Here is a 17,023-nt window from a genome sequence, read left to right on the forward strand (position 1 = left end):
ATTTGGAAATAAGCGCGGCTTATATCCCTTTGCGCGCGCCTTGCATAGCGGGACTACTCGATGCGCTTTTGGATGCAGATCTTAACCGAATGCAAACCACGGCAATTGCCGGATTGTTGATGAAACTACCCTATAAAGCGCGCACACGCCGCGACGATGATAGCCGCGACCGATCGCCATGACGGCAAAGCTGCGAGCGGGCTAGCGACAATGCGCATTCAAAACCTCTGGAAAGACAGATCCGGCAATTTCGGCATCATGACGGCGCTGCTGCTTGTGCCTATGGTCGGCACGGCAGGCATGGCCATGGACTTCGCCAATGCGCTGAATATCCGCAACCAGCTGTATGCTGCGGCTGACGCCGCCGCCGTCGGTTCACTTGCCGAGAAAGCGGCTGGCGTAAGCGCTGCCATGGCAATGACATCGGATGGCACTGTCACGGTTGCCCAGACCGATGCAAATTCGCTGTTCTTTGCCCAGAACAGCGCGGCGCTCACCAGCAGCAACGTCAAGGTGGCCATCGCCGTCACCAAGACCGGCAACACGCTTCAGTCGAACGTCAGCTTCACGGCAACAGTGCCGACGACGTTCCTGCATGTCATCGGCCAGGACACCATCTCCATCGCAGGCAAGGCCACAGCGCAAAACCAGACGCAGACCTACATGGATTTCTACATCCTCATAGACAACACCCCGTCCATGGGCGTCGGCGCGACGCCTACCGATGTGGCGCTCATGGAAAGTCATACCTCGGACAAGTGCGCCTTTGCCTGCCATGAGACGGGCGTGAATAAAGGCAACGACAATTATACGCTGGCAAAAAGCCTCAACGTGACGATGCGAATCGACGTCGTCCGTGAGGCAACGAAGAGCCTGACAACCACTGCAACGACGCAGCGCAGTACCTCCGACCAATACCGCATGGCGGTCTATACCTTCGGTAAGGCGGCGGAAACGGCGGCGCTGACGACGATCTCCCCCCTGACATCCGACTTGGCGCAGGTCCAGAGCTATACCAGCGCCGTCGACCTCATGACCATTCCTCAGCAGAACTACAACAGCGATGCTCAGACCAGTTTCGACACCGCCCTGACTGCGCTCAATACCACAATCCCGACACCGGGAAATGGCTACACCAGCAGCAGCCCCCAGAAGACCTTGTTCTTCGTGACGGATGGCGTCGGCGACAGCATCAAGCCGGTCGGCTGCACCGCACCGCTGAATGGTACCCGCTGCCAGGAGCCGATCGACACATCTTTCTGTACGCCCCTGAAGAACCGCGGCGTCAAGATCGCAATTCTATATACCACCTATCTGCCGTTGCCGAATAATCCCTGGTATATGGCGTGGATCAATCCGTTCAGCAAACAGATCCCTGCCAAGCTGCAAAGTTGCGCCTCGCCGGGCCTCTACTTCGAAGTCAGCCCAACGCAGGGCATCAGCGATGCCATGAATGCGCTGTTCATGCTCGTCGTCAACGGGTCCAGACTGACGAGCTGATAGCGCTGAGATCAAGGGCAAGGGGCGAAATCACGCCCCTTGCCCTCAAACGTTTCCCTGTCAGACACGCACGCCGTTCTTGATGAGATAGCTCGGCGTATACATCGTCACCAGCTCTTCGGATGCCGTCGGGTGGACGGCCATGGTGCGGTCGAAATCGTCCTTGGTGCAGCCCGCCTTCAATGTGATGCCGAGCAGCTGCGCCATCTCGCCGGCATCGTGGCCGAGGATATGGGCGCCGACCACCTTGCGGTCAGCCGCATTGACGATCAGCTTCATGATGCTCTTTTCGGCCCGCCCCGACAGCGTCGCCTTCATCGGCCGGAACTGGGCCCGATAGACCTCAAGCGCCTCATATTTTTTGGCGGCCTCCTCCTCGCTCAGGCCGACGGTGCCGATTTCCGGCTGCGAGAACACGGCGGTGGCGATCAGCTGGTGATCCGGCTTAGTTGGATTGTTCTTGTATTCGGTCTCGATGAAGCACATCGCCTCGTGAATGGCGACCGGCGTCAGCTGTACCCGATCGGTGACGTCGCCGAGTGCAAAGATGTTGGGCACCGAGGTGCGCGAGTAGTCGTCGACGACGATGGCGCCGCGACCGTCCACCTTGACGCCGGCGGCCTCCAGCCCGAGCCCCTTGGTATGGGGATCGCGACCGAGCGCCAGCATGACCGTGTCGACCGTCAGCGTATCGCCCTGCTTTGTGCGCGCCTGCAGGCCCTCCGCCGTCTTGGTGACTTCCTCGATGACGTCATGGCAGCGGATCTTGATGCCCTTGGCGACCATTGCCTCATGCAGGCCCTGGCGCATGTCGTTATCGAACCGTGACAGGATCTCGGCACCGCGATAGATCAGCGTCGTATCGACGCCGAGGCCGTGGAAGATATTGGCGAATTCAACGGCGATGTAGCCGCCGCCGGCAATCAGGATCGACTTCGGCAACGTCTTCAGGTCGAAGGCCTCGTTCGAGGAAATGCAGAATTCGTGGCCGGGAAGCGACTGGTGGGCATTCGGCATGCCGCCGACGGCAATGACGATGCGCTCCGCAGTCACCGTATCGCCGGTTTTGATGAGGCGCACGGTATGGGCATCGACAAGCTCGGCGCGGCTGTCGAAAATCTCGGCCTTGGCGTTATCGAGGCCCTTGCGATAGAGGCCTTCGAGCCGGGTGATTTCCCTGTCCTTGGCTTCGACCAGCTTGCTCCAGTCGAACGTGCTCTTGCCGACAGTCCAGCCGAACCCTTCGGCATCCTCGAAATGCTCGTGGAACTGCGAGGCATAGACGTACAGCTTTTTGGGAACGCAGCCGCGGATGACGCAGGTACCGCCATACCGGAATTCCTCGGCAATCCCGACTTTCTTGCCGAGCGACGCCGCCACGCGGGCGCTGCGCACGCCGCCGGAGCCTCCACCGATGACGAAAAGATCAAAATCGAATGACGGCATGGGAGCTCCTGGAATTTGGATGCCGGCGGGCCGGCTTGATCGATGCTGATATAGGAATACCGGCGACAAAAAGAAAAGCCCGGATGAACCGGGCTTTGGAATAGCAGATATGCGAAGCGATTAGGGCTTCGGAGCAGGTGCCGGCTTTGCGGCAGGCGCCTTTGCGGCCGGAGCCGGTGCGGCGTCGGCAATTGGCGGAGCCGGCGGAACCTTGACGATCTTCTCGAGTGCCTTGTTGCTCTGGTTGGCGAGGTCGCGGGATATGCCCTGGCCCCAGATGTCGGCAGCCTTGTAGAGTTCGCGGGTGGCAATCGGGCCATCCTTCAGCAGCTTCTTACCGGCTTCCGAATTGTAGAAGTCAGCCATCGCCTTGAGTTCGTCCGTCGTGAAGGATTTGGCATAGGTTGCAGCCGCTTCCTTCTCGAGGTCGGCGCGGCGGGCAGCCAGCGCGAGCGCCTGCTGGTCAACGGTCGAGCTGATAGCTTCCTGGAAATTCGGGTTGGCTTGGATCATCGTGCTTTTCAGCTGCTCGGCCAGCGTCGGCAGGATGGAATCGAACTGATTGGTGATGCCGAGCGCGTTGATCGCGGCCCGGGCGGCCTTCATCTGTTCTTCGGAGATTTCCTGCGCGCTGAGCGAACCGAACGCCATGCCGGAAAGAAGAACGGTTGCCGCGGCCAGGCGGCCGAAACCCGCTATTTTGATCATGTGTTCAATCTCCTGTATGATGCGCGTGAAGCGTGTGCGCGCCTGCCGGGCCGGCAATGACCGCAAGCGTCGCCAAGTTGATAAAGAGCCCGTGTTCGACAACACCGGGTATGGAATGGAGTGCGGCTGACAGCGCCTCTGCATCAGCAATGCGGCCAAAAGATGCATCGAGGATGTAGTGCCCGCCATCGGTCTTGAAAGTCTGGTCGCCCGCTTGGCGCAATGCTAGGGCGCCAGATAGCCCAAGTCTGGCCGCAGCCTTTTCGATCATCAGCCGCGTTGCGGTCAGCCCGAAAATGTTGACCTCGATGGGCAATGGAAATGCACCCAGCGTTTTGACAAGCTTGCTTTCGTCAGCAATGACGATCATCCGGCCGGATGCGGCAGCGACGATCTTTTCGCGCAGCAACGCGCCGCCACCGCCCTTGATCAGTCGCAAGCTGTGGTCGAGTTCGTCGGCGCCGTCGATGGTCAGGTCCAGCTCCGGGCACTCGTCCAGTGATTTGAGCGGCACGCCGAGCTCCATGCAGAGCCGCGCCGTCCGCTCGGATGTCGGAATGCCTTCGATCCGCAATCCGTCGGCGACTTTTTCGGCAAGCAGCCTGACGAATTCCTCGGCGGTGGTGCCGGTGCCGATGCCAAGCCGCATGCCGCTCTCGACATAATCGAGAGCCACTGCCGCAGCCTTGATCTTCATTTCGCGGGCGTCCATGCGCCACGTGCTCCCACCGTTTCGATGGAGTGCTGTTTACACGGCCCGCCTGGCAAACGGAAGCCAAAATTCGGCGGTACGGAAGAATTGCGGCAGCATCCTGAGAGGCGTTCACGAGGCAGCCGGAGATCGCCGGCGTTGCATTGGCGGACGTGATCTTTTACTGGAAAGGCTCGTTTTTCCCTCCCCGTTAGCCAAGGCGGTCTGCCCGTGAAAACTCCCACTGTAGTCTTCGATCTCGATGGAACGCTGGTCGATACCGCGCCGGATCTTGTCACTAGTCTTAACCATACGATCGCTGCCCTCAACCTCGAGCCGGTCGGTTATGATGACCTCACCTATCTTGTCGGCCACGGCGCCAAAACGATGATCGAGCGGGCCTGCAAGCTCGGCGGTTACGATCTCCAGGAAAAGGACATGCCGCCGCTGATGGAGCGGTTCATTGACTTCTACGGCAAGACCATGCCGGGCGACAGCAAACCTTATCCCGGTCTCGTCTCCGCCTTGGACCGCCTCAGGGCCGAAGGCTTCGGGCTTGCCGTCTGCACCAACAAGATGGAGGCTCTGGCTGTAACCCTGCTCCGGAAGCTGCAGCTCGACCACTACTTCGCAACCATCGTTGGCGGCGATACCTTCCCCGTCCGCAAGCCCGACGGCCAGCATATTCTCGGCACCATCGAGAAAGCCGGCGGAGATGCGACGCAGGCGATCATGGTTGGCGACAGCATCAACGACATCCTCGCCGCCCGCAACGCCGCAGTCCCGTCGATCGCCGTCCCCTTCGGCTACTCCGACGTCGAGATCGCAAACCTGTCGCCAGACCATATCATCCAGCACTACGACGAACTGACGCCCGAACTGGTCGCAAGGCTGCTCGCAGCACGCTGACGCATCCCCCGAAACGAAACAGGCGACCCGAGGGCCGCCTGTCGAAAGTCATTGTCCGGGGCAAGCGATCAGATCTGCGCTTCGCGAACCTTGGTCGTCGTAGCGAACGCCTTCTTGGTATAGCTGTCGCGATCGTAGACATCGTCGAAGTAGCGAACGACGCCATCTTTGTCCGGCCACGCCGTGAAGTAGGCGATGTAGACCGGGAAGCGCTGCGGCACCGGCACGGCCTTGTTCTCGCCGGTTGAGATCTGCTTGGCGACATCGGCAACGGTCGTGTTCAGCACTGCCGCTGCCATGGCGCGCGGATCGGCCAGGCGGACACAGCCGTGGCTGAGGGCGCGCATGTCCTTCTTGAAGAAGCTCTTCGACGGCGTGTCATGCATGTAGATCGCATGGCTGTTCGGGAACAGGATCTTCAGTTCGCCCAGCGCATTGTCGCTGCTCGGTGGCTGACGCACGGCGATGTTGGTGGTCGATCCGTACCAGTCGACGCTGGACGAAGGAACGGCGCGACCGTTGACCTCGACCTGGTAGCCGGTCTTGTCGAGATAGTTCGGATCGGCCCTGAGCTTCGGCAGCATCTCGTTGACGATGATCGACTGCGGCACGCCCCAGTAGGGGTTGAACTCGACGGTCTGGATCTGGTTCTCGAAGAAGTTCGTCTGGTGCCCCTTGGCGCCGACGACGACGCGCATCGACAACGCTTCCTTGTTGTCGTTGTAGTAGTAGACCATGAAGGCCGGCTGGTTGATGAAGACGTAGCGCGGACCGAGCTGGTCCGGCAGCCAGCGCAGCTGTTCCATGGCGATGGTCAGCTTCTGCAGCTTTGCATCGCTGTTTTCCCCGACGATCGCACGAACGGTGGACTGGCCGATGACGCCATCGGCCGTCAGGCCTTTTTCCTTCTGGAACGCTTCGACCAGCGAGACCAGTTCCGGCGTGTAAAGCGGCGTCTGCTGATAGGACGAGAACACGTCGGCATGCGATGTCGTCAGGGCGTCGGAGCCCTTCAGCTGGATACCCTTGACGATGTTGGCAATCTGCGGCGAGGTATCGCCGGGCTTGATGATACCGGTGAGGGTAATGGCCACGCGGTTGGCATCGTTGGCGCTCTCCCCCTTCAACCGTGCATATTCGGCCTTCAGCGCATCAAACTGCGGGTTCTGCGGGCTGCGACTGTTGAGATAGGCGGTGACGTCAGGGCTGAGCGACAGGTTGCCCAGCACGGGCATCAGGTTGACGTCCTTGCGCTTGAAGTCGTGATAGCCGGAGAGCTTGTTCGGGTCGATGCGGCCGCGCTGGTTGTCCTGCACGAAGGCAAGCACCTTGGCAGACAGCGCCAGTTCAAACTGTGTCAGGGCCCGGTCACGGTCGGCAGGATTGACGCTGCCCTCGTCGATGACGGGAACGGCAACCTTGTAGTCGTCGGGATCGAGACCGATGAGATCGGCCTGCGCCAGCACGGCCATGGCGGCCTTGGCCTTCTCGGACACCGCGTTATCGGCAACCCAGACCATCGGCTTCTTGCTGTCGGCGTAATAGTCTTCCAGAGCCCTGGCGACGTCGTTGGTCGCCGTCACCCGGGCTTCTGTGAGGTAGCGACGCTGGGCGCTGGACGGGTCGACGGCGACAGGAGCAGCAGACACATCTGCGACGGCACCGGTGACGACCGGATCTGCGAATTTGCTGGTGGCAACCAGGCGCATCGGCTCGGGCTTGTAGGTGTAGTAGGTCGGCGAGGAGACCTTGGGAGCCGGACCGCCGCTACCTGCACCTTCTCTCGGCACCGGAGCAATCGGCATGCTCGGTGGCAGGATCTGGTTGCTGTCAACCTGCTGCTGCGACCGACCCTTGCCGCCGCGAATAAAATCCATCAACGTCATGGCATGCGCAGACGTGCCAACGATCGTCAGGCCACAGGATAGGGCCAGGACGGATGCTGCTGCTTTCGTCAGAAATGTCGTTCTCAATTCAGTCCCCTGTCATGGGTGTGTCGGACAGCCCGAGCTCATGTCAAATAATTCAGCGATACTAGAAGATCGGGCAGTGAATTGGAAGAAAACCACCCGGTCGGAACGACACACAAAAACCCGCATCTTGCGTGGGATTCGGCCGCGTCGAACGGCCAGAAGTTCACACAAAATTATGAAATTATTGGTTAATTTTTTGTGGAATTTTGCGTTGCAATTGAGGCGTAAAAATCGGCCGGAAAACATTAGCAGTGCGCGTGATATAAATAGCACGGGAATTTCCGGCCTTGGAAGATCGTCTCGACTCAACTTTCGAGAGCCTTCTCTTTGCTGTTTTCTTACCGGTGGATCGGCCTTATAACAACGCGGATTTTCGAACGGAGCGTCAGCTCCACGGTCCCACGAAAGGCAGCAGAATGACTTCCACCCGCAAGGAAACCGACACGTTTGGCGCGATCGACGTGGCCAGCGACCGGTACTGGGGCGCACAGGCGCAGCGCTCGCTCGGCAACTTCAAGATCGGCTGGGAAAAGCAGCCGATGTCGATCGTCCGCGCCCTCGGCATCGTCAAGCAGGCAGCCGCCCGCGCCAATATGGATCTCGGCGGGCTCGACGCCGATCTCGGTAAAGTGATCGTCGCGGCTGCGCAGGAAGTCATCGACGGCAAGCTCGATGCGCATTTTCCGCTGGTCGTCTGGCAGACCGGCTCCGGCACCCAGTCGAACATGAATGCCAACGAAGTGGTTTCCAACCGGGCAATCGAAATGCTCGGCGGCGTCATGGGCTCGAAGAAGCCGGTGCACCCGAACGACCACGTCAACATGAGCCAGTCGTCGAACGACACCTACCCGACGGCAATGCATGTGGCCTGCGCCGAGCAGATCGTCCACCACCTGCTGCCGGCCTTGCGCCACCTGCACGAGGCACTGGAAGCGAAGGTCAAGGCCTTTGCCCACATCATCAAGATCGGTCGCACCCACACTCAGGATGCCACGCCACTGACGCTCGGCCAGGAATTCTCAGGCTACGCCGCGCAGGTCGGCTCGGCCATCAAGCGTATCGAGCTGACGCTGCCCGGCCTCTATGAGCTGGCCCAGGGCGGCACCGCCGTCGGCACCGGCCTCAATGCACCCATCGGCTTTGCCGAGAAGGTCGCAGAAGAGATCGCAGCCATCACCGGCCTGCCATTTGTCACCGCGCCCAACAAGTTCGAGGCACTGGCCGCCCATGACGCCATGGTCTTTGCCCACGGCGCCATCGCGGCTGCCGCCGCCGCCCTGTTCAAGATCGCCAACGACATCCGCTTCCTCGGCTCCGGCCCGCGCGCCGGTCTCGGCGAACTGTCGTTGCCGGAAAACGAACCGGGCTCCTCGATCATGCCGGGCAAGGTAAACCCCACGCAGTCGGAAGCGCTGACCCAGGTCTGCGCCCACATCTTCGGCAACAATGCCGCAATCACCTTTGCCGGCAGCCAGGGCCATTTCGAGCTCAACGTCTACAATCCGATGATGGCCTACAATTTCCTGCAGTCGGTGCAGTTGCTCGGTGACGCCGCAGTCTCCTTCACCGACAATTGCGTCGTCGGCATCGAGGCCCGCGAAGACAACATCCGCAAGGGTGTCGAGAACTCGCTGATGCTGGTCACCGCGCTGAACGGGCGCCTCGGCTACGACGCCTGCGCCAAGATCGCCAAGACCGCCCACAAGAACGGCACCACGCTGCGCGAGGAAGCCGTCGGCGGCGGATACCTTAGCAACGAGGAGTTCGACGCCCTGGTTAGGCCTGAAAACATGATCGGCCCGAAGTAACATTCGACCCTCGCATCCCGGCTTTGGCCGGGATGCCCAACGCAACCAAAACATTTAATTAGGTATATATAATATTAACTTCCGGTAGACATTTCTTACCAACAAGAACAAAATCTGCAACCGCACTTTGGGTAATTACAATTATATTCAATAACTTAACAGTATTCGCAGGTTTTCATTACTAATTTCCAGCAAGGTTACCCTTAATCTTTTCAAAAGAAATTTAGGCTACATAAACCATAGTCATTTAAATCCTTTAGGAGTTCGCCAATGAGCACGGTGATTGCGTCCAGGTCGCAAATTCCCGACGTGGCAGGACAGATCATCTATGCTATGCGAGCTATGGGCGTTGCTCCTATCCCGCGCAATTACGAGCTATTCTACGAAGCCTATATTGGCTCCAACCCCGCCCTCACCCGTGACCTGGCAGCTCTTGGCAGCAACGCCACGCAGGAAGAGATCGACCTTCTCGGCAGCCAGTATTTCTCCCATTCCACACGAATCTACGACGACGCCCATTCGCGAATAATAAATGAGCTGGATGGCGTCCTGCGCACTCTGAAGCAGGAACAAACATCGCTTTCCAGCTACAACAAGCTCCTCGGCGAAACCTTCGTCCGCATCACCTCGAAGACCGCCAACAGCGCCGACCTGCTTCGCAATGCCATCGACATGCTGACCGAAGCCACCGGCGACACGATGGCGCGCGGCGAAAAGACGGTTGAGGATGTTGCCCAGCGCTCTCAGGAGATGGATCAGGTTCGCAAGGAACTCGACGAATACAAGCGCATCGCCAACACCGATTCCCTGACGCGCCTCTCCAATCGCCGCGCCTTCGATGACCGCCTCGCGTCGGTGTTCGACAATCCGATGGCGAAGTCCGTCACGGCGCTGGTGCTGGCCGACATCGACAATTTCAAGAAGGTCAACGACAGCTTCGGCCATCCGGTCGGCGACAAGATCCTGGCGACAGTCGCCTCAGTAATCCGCGCCAATGTCCGTCGTGACGTCTTCGTTGCCCGCACCGGCGGCGAGGAATTCGCCCTGATCATCGATGGCAATACGGCTGACGAGGTTATGGCGATCTGCGAGCGGATCCGCCGCACCCTCGAATCGACCCCCTTCCGCAACTCTCGCACCCGCGTCGAATACGGTCCGATCACCATGTCGCTTGGCGTCTGCATGGCGTCGGAAGCAAAGGATCCGGGCGAACTCTACAGCAACACCGATATTGCGCTCTATCAGGCCAAAAATTCCGGACGCAACTGCACGTCACAATACCAGAGTGGCATGCAGAAGGATTTCAGCAAGAGCTGGCTGATTTACAAGAACTGAGCCTCGATACCGGGCCACTCAGGCTGCCGGAAGGTCTGTGAACTCCGCGACAGCGACACGAATTCCCGCAGCACCAAGCCGACAGGAATGCCGGTCGCAAGGATCGCGAGGCCGAAACCGTCAGCCCGCGACGCACGCAACATCGACACTACGAGAATGGCCGCACATTCTCATCCGCCTACGACCGGTCACGCTCTATTCCCCTGCCCGATGTTCTCAGCGCTGGGCGACCCTGTCGCGGCTCAGGCCTTTGTCGGCCAGTTCGTTCTCGTAGGCTGCCATCAGCGCCTGCCCATTCTCACCCAGCTCGCGCAGATAGGTCCATGTGAAAATGCCGGTATCGTGAAGGTCGTCGAAGCCGATGCGGACCGCATAATTTCCGGTCGGCGTAATCGTCATGATGCCGACATCGCGCTTGCCGGCAACCGTCACCTTCTGGCCGGGTCCGTGCCCCTGAACCTCGGCAGACGGGGATGTCACCCGCATCAGTTCGGCTGCAATGTCGAAACTGGCGCCATCGTTGAAGGTCACCAGCAACCGCTGCCGATCCTTCGATACCCGCAACTCGGTTGGCCAAATTCCGCTCATATGCGCCCCACTCTTTGTCACAACCGCAGGACTAGGCTGCGGCAGCGCGGTGCGCAAGACTCTTTTCTCGAGCATTTGCCTTGACGCAACAAGCCAGTCGTCCCAGTTATGTGCAATCACGGAGATATATTTGTGAACAGCATCGTCGGCGCTATCGCCAGCGCCTCTCCACTTTCGACAAGCCCTTCCTCCATGATCGACCCCTTCGGTCGGATGGTCAGCTATCTGCGCGTTTCCGTGACGGACCGCTGCGACTTCCGCTGCACCTATTGTATGGCGGAAAACATGACGTTCCTGCCAAAGAAGGATCTTCTGACGCTGGAAGAGCTGGACCGGCTCTGTTCCGCATTCATCGCCAAGGGCGTGCGCAAGATCCGGCTCACCGGCGGCGAACCACTCGTCCGCAAGAACATCATGCAGCTGATCCGCAGCCTCGGCGACAAGGTCAAGTCCGGCGCCCTCGAGGAGCTGACGCTGACCACCAACGGCTCGCAGCTTGCCCGTTTCGCAGACGAACTCTACGCCTGTGGCGTGCGCCGTATCAACGTCTCGCTCGACACGCTGGATGCCGACAAGTTCAAGGAAATCACCCGCTGGGGCGATATAGCCCGGGTGATGGAAGGCATCGATGCCGCCCTTGCCGCCGGCGTCAAGATCAAGCTCAATGCCGTCGCGCTGAAGGGCTTCAATGAAACCGAGATCCCCGACCTGCTGCGGTTTGCCCACGAACGCGGCATGGACCTCACCGTCATCGAGACGATGCCGATGGGCGAGATCGAGGAAGACCGTACCGATCGCTATCTTCCCTTGTCCAAGGTGAAGTCGGATCTGGAGCAGCAGTTTACCCTGACCGACATCGGCTACCGCACTGGCGGGCCTGCCCGCTATGTCACCGTCGAGGAAACCGGCGGACGGCTGGGCTTCATCACCCCGCTGACCCATAATTTCTGTGAAAGCTGCAACCGCGTCCGCCTGACCTGCACTGGCACGCTGTATATGTGTCTCGGCCAGGACGACGCCGCCGACCTGCGCGCCGCCCTTCGCGCTACCCCCGACGACGACCTTCTCGGCATGGCAATCGACGAGGCCATCCGCCGCAAGCCAAAAGGCCACGACTTTATCATCGACCGCACCCACAACCGCCCCGCCGTCGCCCGCCACATGAGCGTCACCGGCGGGTGACATTTCTCTTGACGGTCCTCCGTCAGGCTCCGGCCGTCTCCGGTTCTGGAAGCGAGCTTCGGATTTCATCGAGCGATACCGCATCGCACAAACGATTTTGCCGATAACCTTTCCGTCACAGATTCCCAACCGCCGCTTTCCCGCGTAGACACTGCCACGCAAACCGATGGAAGTGTCTATGGCTCGATCGAAGAATACGGAAGGTGCGCTCTATATGGCGGCTGCCATGGCGGCTTTTTCATGCAGTGATGCCCTGTCGAAATCGGTCATCTCGGTCATGAATGCCGGCGAGATCATGTTGCTGCGCGGCCTCCTCACCAGCATCATCGTCTACCTGCTCGCCAGACACCTGGGTGCGCTCCGTTCGTTCAAGGTCATTGCCCAGCCGATGATACTGCTGCGGGTCGTCTGCGAGGCGATGGCGGCCGCTACCTACATCTCGGCGCTCGGCATGATGCCGATCGCCAATGCCTCCGCGATCATCCAGGCCTTGCCGCTGGCCGTGACGCTCGGCGCCGCCCTGTTCCTGAAAGAGCCGGTCGGCTGGCGGCGCTGGTCGGCGATCACGGTCGGGTTTCTCGGTGTGCTCGTCATCGTCCGGCCCGGGCCGGAGGGGTTCACGCCGGCAGCACTTATCGTCATCGCCAGCGTCTTCATCACCGCCGCCCGCGATCTCGCCACCCGCTGCGTCGACAAGCAGGTGCCGTCGCTGATGGTCACCGTCTGCACGGCCATCGGCGTATCGCTGATCGGCGGGATCCTCGTCGTGCCGCTGGGCGGCTGGCATAACCCCGGCCCGGTCGCGCTGATGCATCTGGCGCTGGCGTCCGTGATGGTCCTTGCCGGCTACCAGACGGCGATCCTTGCGATGCGGACCGGAGACATCGCCGTCGTCGCGCCGATGCGCTATCTCAGCCTGATTTTCGCAGCCCTGCTCGGCATGATATTCTTCGGCGAAATGCCTGATCTGTGGACGGCTGTCGGCGCAGCCATTGTCATCGCCTCAGGCCTCTATACCTTCTACCGCGAAAGCCGGCGCAAACACGCCAGCCGGCTGGCACAAAGATCGGATCCGCGCGTTCCCGTCTGACAGAGGAACAAGATACGATGGTGTTCGCGACAGAAAAGCTGCCCTGCGTCATACTTGCGGGCGGCCGCTCGAGCAGGATGGGAAGCAACAAGGCATTGGCAACCGTCGGCGGCGTGCCGCTTATTGCGCACATCGTTGCCCGCATGATCCCCCAGTCGAGCGAGGTTGCCGTCAACGCGCCGCTGGACTTCGAAGGCGGCGACGGCCTGCGCCGCGTGCCAGACACCCTCCCCGGACAACTTGGCCCGCTCGCTGGCGTTCTGGCTGCCATGCGCGATACGGAGGCGAATCAACCCGGCGCCAGCCATGTGCTGACCGTGCCGACCGACGGTCCGTTCCTGCCGACAGATCTGATGGCACGGCTCGCCGATGCCCGCCACGATGGAAGGACCATCGCCATCGCCTCGTCGAGCGGCGAGCAGCACCCCATCGTCGCCCTCTGGCCGGTGTCTCTTGCCGACGAGCTCGAGAGCTGGATACTGACGGATCAAAAGCGTAGGGTCCGCGACTTCCAGCGACGCTATCCGCTGGCCGAAGTGATCTTCCCGCTGATCCAGACGGAAAGCGGCACCATCGATCCCTTCCTCAACATCAACACACCGGACGAACTTGCCGCTGCCGAACTCTGGCTTCAGGCTCTGCACCGATGACACCGCCGAAGATTTTTGGCATTGCCGGGTGGAAGAACTCCGGCAAGACGGGTCTCGCGGTCCGCCTCGTCACAGAGTTCACCCGTCGTGGCTACCGAATCTCGACGATCAAGCATGCCCACCACGACTTCGACATCGACAAGGTCGGCGCCGATAGCTTCCGTCACCGCGAGGCCGGCGCTCATGAAGTGGCGCTGGTGTCAGGCACGCGCTACGCCATCATGCACGAGATGCGCGGCGCACCGGAGCCGGGCTTCGACGAGATCCTCGCCCGCATCGCCCCTTGCGATCTGGTGCTGGTAGAGGGCTACAAGCGCGAGCCGATCCAGAAGATCGAAGCCCGCCGGTCGGCATCGGCCAACCGCGAACCACTGGCACCGCAGGACCCGTATATCGTCGCAATCGCCGCAGATCATCCGGTCCTCGACGGCAGATTGCCTTTGTTCGATCTCGACGACACGATGGCCATCGCCGACTTCATCTCCAAGATCGTCGGACTGGAAAAGTCCAACCCATAAAAAAAGCCGCCGAATTTCTCCGGCGGCTAATTTTCTCATCACGACAGGTGGTTACCGGACGGCGACAGGGCGAACCAGGGCCGTGACACGGCGGATGGTGACGCGTCGGTTTTCCTGCTCCGGTCCCGGCGTGTTGATCTTCAGGTACTGCTCGCCATAGCCTTGCGTCGCAAGGTTTTCCGGAGGGATGCCGTAGACGTCGGTCAGCACGTTTGCGACGGATTCAGCACGCTGGTCCGATAGGATCAGGTTGCTCTGGGGCGTACCCACGGCATCCGTATGACCCTCGATCAGGAAGGTCTCGGTCGGATCCTTCTTGACGATATTGCCGATGGCATCGGCAATCCCGCGCAAGGTCTTTGCCTGCTCCATCGGGATTTCGGCACTGCCCGTCGCGAAGGTGATCGTATCGAGATCGATACGGCGCACCTTGTCGCGTAGACGAGCCGAATAGCGCACCTCGTTCAGCGAGTAGACACGCTCGACAGGCTCGACTGGAGGCTTGCGCAGGAAGTCGTAGTAGTCCTGGTCCTGATCGGCACTGGTATCGATGATGTACTGGTTGAGCGGAATGCGCAGGCGCATCGGCGGCAGTTCATCACCGGGATCGCGGTAGTAGTCGTCCTGATCCGGCGTATTCTCCAGCTCGGGCGAATAGAACAGCACGTATTCGCGGCCGCGTGCATCGATACGCGAGCGCTGGATGATATCGCCGTAGCGATTGCGAACGGTGATGATGCGGTCGCCGTCGGGACGGTCGATCGTTTCGCGATAACGGTCGCGCGGCAACTGCTCGTAGACCGGGCGTTCGCCGTCGCGCACGAAGCGCTGCGTATCGTCGTGCCGGACGAAGACGTTGTCGCCGAAGTTGACGATGACGCGGTTGTCCTGGCGGTCGTCGATGCGCACGCCCTGGGGCGAGGCGTAGTCCGGCTGCCTGTCCATGCGACGACCCTGTTCGCTTGTGACGGCTTCCATCTTCACAGGTGGTGCCTGGTTGCCGCCGGCTGCGCGTTGCGCGTCAGCATCGGATGTCGGCGCACGGACGTTGGCAGGTGCAGGCGGAGCCGGCTGGCCCGGTGCGGCCGCTACCGGCTGACCGGGAGCCGGGGGCTGACCGGGAGCGCCTGGCTGACCGGCGCCGGGCTGGCCACGGTGACCACGACGCGCGGCATCCTTGTCGCTGTCGAGGACGGCAGTCCCGTTCTGGACGGGCAGGATGACCGGGCCGCTGCCTGCGCCGGCAGCAGCCGGGTTCTCGGCGATCTTCTGGCGACGCTGCAGTTCGGCTGGCGAAACCTGCTCGCCGGCAGTGCTGGGCGCTGCTGGCGCTACGGCTGCCGGTGCAGCACCGTTGGCTGCAGGGGCGACGGCTGCTCCGGGTGCGGGCTTGTCAGGGGCAACCGGCTCGGCGCCGGGGGCAACCGGTTCGGCGCCTGGGGCGACCCGGCGCTGGCCTGCTGCTGCAGGCGGCTGTTCGGCGGCGGGCTTGGCAGGCGCAGCGCCATCAGCGGCCGGTACCGGAGGCTTCTCGGCGTTCGGGGCGACCTTTTCGGCCGGCATGCCTGGCTTTACAGGCTTTTCACCCGGAGTTGCAGGCGCTGGTGCGGCTTCACCATTGGCCTCTGCAGGCTTCTGGTGCTTGCCCGCTGGCTGCTGTGCAGGCGCTGCGGGCTCTGCTGCGGGGGCTTCGGCTGCCTTGGAGCGCACAGCAGGCGCTTCGGCCGCAGGTTTCTTGGTTTCTGGCTGAGCCTCCGGCTCGGCTGCCGCAGGCTTCTCGGCCTTCGGAGGCTTTGGTGCTTCCAGTTCCTGTACCTTCGGCTTTGCGGGGGCAGCTTCCGGCTCGGCAGGCTTTTCAGCCTTTGGCGGCTTCGGTGCTTCCATCTCGACGGGCTTTTCAGCCTTTGGTGGCTTCGGCGCTTCCGGTTCAGCCGGCTTCTCGGCCTTCGGCTCTACTGGCTTCTCGGCCTTCGGCTCTGCGGGTTTTTCAGCCTTGGGAGCCTCGGGTTCTGCAGGCTTTTCAGCCTTCGGAGGGCGTGGGGCTTCTGGCTCGCCATGCTTTTCAGCTTTTGGCGGCTCCTTGCCGGGCTCCTCGGCGCCTGGCTTCTTTTTCTTCTTCGGGTCCTGCTCGTCTTCCGCAGGCTCGGCTGTCGCCTGCGCTACCTCGAACGATGCAGCGTTGTCCGCTTGCCGGACAGTGGTGTTGACGGTGCCGCCGACCAGCATCGCGGCGTGTACCGGCTGCAGCATCAGCGACAGGGACAGCAACGGAAAGGCAGCACTGGCAAACAATCTTGATCTGGTACCCACGGAATTTCCTCTTCGTTTCTTGTCGTTCTGGCGAACCGGACTTCTCGATCCAGCCGCCCTCGGGTGTCTTGTTCCGATACATTCGGGCCAATTTGCGGTCGGGCGCATCCAAAGGGTATCGGCCTTCATTTTGTTCCGCTTTTCTAAAGTCCGCGAAATGAATCCCCGATGAATGTCGCGTGCAGCCACCGTTCACATGGCCTCCGGGCTTCCAAACTGTGCACTGCATCATCGGGAGATGATTCCAGTTGCAATTCTTTCGAAAAGAGGAAAATTATCTCGGCAAGGCGGTCCTCGCGATTTCCGCCCCAGTCA

General features: G+C 61.0%; 14 protein-coding genes. 8 read left to right on the forward strand and 6 right to left on the reverse strand.

Going from position 1 to position 17,023, the window contains the following annotated elements:
• Positions 1–210: 210 nt before the first annotated feature.
• Complete coding sequence (locus PR017_RS07855) at positions 211–1,500, forward strand: TadE/TadG family type IV pilus assembly protein (RefSeq protein WP_111221987.1); 1,290 nt, start codon at positions 211–213, stop codon at positions 1,498–1,500.
• A gap of 60 nt (positions 1,501–1,560) precedes the next feature.
• Here PR017_RS07855 and gor read toward each other — a convergent pair whose 3' ends face one another.
• From gor to rpiA, 3 genes are all read right to left on the reverse strand, one after another.
• Positions 1,561–2,946, reverse strand: coding sequence for a glutathione-disulfide reductase (gor, locus tag PR017_RS07860; protein WP_111221823.1), 1,386 nt, complete (start codon positions 2,944–2,946; stop codon positions 1,561–1,563).
• Between the two features lie 120 nt (positions 2,947–3,066).
• On the reverse strand, positions 3,067–3,654 hold the full coding sequence (locus tag PR017_RS07865) for a DUF2059 domain-containing protein (RefSeq protein WP_111221822.1): 588 nt from the start codon (positions 3,652–3,654) through the stop codon (positions 3,067–3,069).
• A 4-nt stretch (positions 3,655–3,658) separates the two neighbouring features.
• Positions 3,659–4,366: a ribose-5-phosphate isomerase RpiA gene (gene rpiA / locus PR017_RS07870; RefSeq protein WP_111221821.1), complete on the reverse strand. Its 708-nt coding sequence runs from the start codon at positions 4,364–4,366 to the stop codon at positions 3,659–3,661.
• Positions 4,367–4,576: 210 nt separating this feature from the next.
• Here rpiA and PR017_RS07875 point away from each other — a divergent pair, with 210 nt between their 5' ends.
• The gene (locus PR017_RS07875) at positions 4,577–5,254 is read left to right on the forward strand and encodes an HAD family hydrolase (RefSeq protein WP_111221820.1); all 678 of its coding nucleotides are present in this window, start codon (positions 4,577–4,579) and stop codon (positions 5,252–5,254) included.
• 68 nt (positions 5,255–5,322) lie between these two features.
• On the opposite strand, the gene PR017_RS07880 is transcribed toward PR017_RS07875, so the two are convergent.
• Complete coding sequence (locus tag PR017_RS07880; protein ID WP_481900266.1) at positions 5,323–7,227, reverse strand: L,D-transpeptidase family protein; 1,905 nt, start codon at positions 7,225–7,227, stop codon at positions 5,323–5,325.
• 416 nt (positions 7,228–7,643) lie between these two features.
• On the opposite strand from PR017_RS07880, the gene fumC reads away from it, so the two are divergent.
• Together fumC and PR017_RS07890 are read left to right on the forward strand one after the other, a co-directional pair.
• Positions 7,644–9,035 (forward strand): class II fumarate hydratase, encoded by a 1,392-nt coding sequence (gene fumC, locus PR017_RS07885; RefSeq protein ID WP_111221819.1) that lies wholly within the window; start codon positions 7,644–7,646, stop codon positions 9,033–9,035.
• Positions 9,036–9,305: 270 nt separating this feature from the next.
• Positions 9,306–10,370, forward strand: a complete 1,065-nt coding sequence (locus PR017_RS07890; RefSeq protein WP_111221818.1) for a GGDEF domain-containing protein — start codon at positions 9,306–9,308, stop codon at positions 10,368–10,370.
• A 216-nt stretch (positions 10,371–10,586) separates the two neighbouring features.
• Here PR017_RS07890 and PR017_RS07895 read toward each other — a convergent pair whose 3' ends face one another.
• On the reverse strand, positions 10,587–10,958 hold the full coding sequence (locus PR017_RS07895; protein WP_111221817.1) for a gamma-butyrobetaine hydroxylase family protein: 372 nt from the start codon (positions 10,956–10,958) through the stop codon (positions 10,587–10,589).
• 108 nt (positions 10,959–11,066) lie between these two features.
• On the opposite strand from PR017_RS07895, the gene moaA reads away from it, so the two are divergent.
• From moaA to mobB, 4 genes are all read left to right on the forward strand, one after another.
• Complete coding sequence (gene moaA, locus PR017_RS07900; protein WP_425070020.1) at positions 11,067–12,140, forward strand: GTP 3',8-cyclase MoaA; 1,074 nt, start codon at positions 11,067–11,069, stop codon at positions 12,138–12,140.
• A 178-nt stretch (positions 12,141–12,318) separates the two neighbouring features.
• The gene (locus tag PR017_RS07905) at positions 12,319–13,230 is read left to right on the forward strand and encodes a DMT family transporter (protein ID WP_111221815.1); all 912 of its coding nucleotides are present in this window, start codon (positions 12,319–12,321) and stop codon (positions 13,228–13,230) included.
• 17 nt (positions 13,231–13,247) lie between these two features.
• Positions 13,248–13,880 carry a molybdenum cofactor guanylyltransferase MobA gene (mobA, locus tag PR017_RS07910; protein WP_111221814.1) on the forward strand — a complete coding sequence of 211 codons (633 nt, stop codon included), beginning with the start codon at positions 13,248–13,250 and terminating at the stop codon, positions 13,878–13,880.
• A complete protein-coding gene (mobB, locus tag PR017_RS07915; protein ID WP_111221813.1) occupies positions 13,877–14,398 on the forward strand; it encodes a molybdopterin-guanine dinucleotide biosynthesis protein B in 522 nt (173 codons plus the stop codon). The genes mobA and mobB overlap by 4 nt, the downstream gene beginning before the upstream one ends.
• Before the next feature lie 51 nt (positions 14,399–14,449).
• Here mobB and PR017_RS07920 read toward each other — a convergent pair whose 3' ends face one another.
• Positions 14,450–16,708, reverse strand: coding sequence for an OmpA family protein (locus PR017_RS07920; protein WP_111221812.1), 2,259 nt, complete (start codon positions 16,706–16,708; stop codon positions 14,450–14,452).
• Positions 16,709–17,023: the final 315 nt, after the last annotated feature.

Origin of the sequence: Rhizobium tumorigenes (genome assembly GCF_003240565.2) — a bacterium.
Taxonomy (GTDB): domain Bacteria; phylum Pseudomonadota; class Alphaproteobacteria; order Rhizobiales; family Rhizobiaceae; genus Rhizobium; species Rhizobium tumorigenes.

What these genes read in the sequence shown, in the direction of transcription:
- PR017_RS07855 (WP_111221987.1), top strand. Translation starts at nt 211, where the DNA reads ATGCGCATTCAAAACCTCTGGAAAGACAGATCCGGCAATTTCGGCATC.
- gor (WP_111221823.1), bottom strand. Translation starts at nt 2,946, where the DNA reads ATGCCGTCATTCGATTTTGATCTTTTCGTCATCGGTGGAGGCTCCGGC.
- PR017_RS07865 (WP_111221822.1), bottom strand. Translation starts at nt 3,654, where the DNA reads ATGATCAAAATAGCGGGTTTCGGCCGCCTGGCCGCGGCAACCGTTCTT.
- rpiA (WP_111221821.1), bottom strand. Translation starts at nt 4,366, where the DNA reads ATGGACGCCCGCGAAATGAAGATCAAGGCTGCGGCAGTGGCTCTCGAT.
- fumC (WP_111221819.1), top strand. Translation starts at nt 7,644, where the DNA reads ATGACTTCCACCCGCAAGGAAACCGACACGTTTGGCGCGATCGACGTG.
- PR017_RS07890 (WP_111221818.1), top strand. Translation starts at nt 9,306, where the DNA reads ATGAGCACGGTGATTGCGTCCAGGTCGCAAATTCCCGACGTGGCAGGA.
- PR017_RS07895 (WP_111221817.1), bottom strand. Translation starts at nt 10,958, where the DNA reads ATGAGCGGAATTTGGCCAACCGAGTTGCGGGTATCGAAGGATCGGCAG.
- moaA (WP_425070020.1), top strand. Translation starts at nt 11,067, where the DNA reads ATGTGCAATCACGGAGATATATTTGTGAACAGCATCGTCGGCGCTATC.
- PR017_RS07905 (WP_111221815.1), top strand. Translation starts at nt 12,319, where the DNA reads ATGGCTCGATCGAAGAATACGGAAGGTGCGCTCTATATGGCGGCTGCC.
- mobA (WP_111221814.1), top strand. Translation starts at nt 13,248, where the DNA reads ATGGTGTTCGCGACAGAAAAGCTGCCCTGCGTCATACTTGCGGGCGGC.
- mobB (WP_111221813.1), top strand. Translation starts at nt 13,877, where the DNA reads ATGACACCGCCGAAGATTTTTGGCATTGCCGGGTGGAAGAACTCCGGC.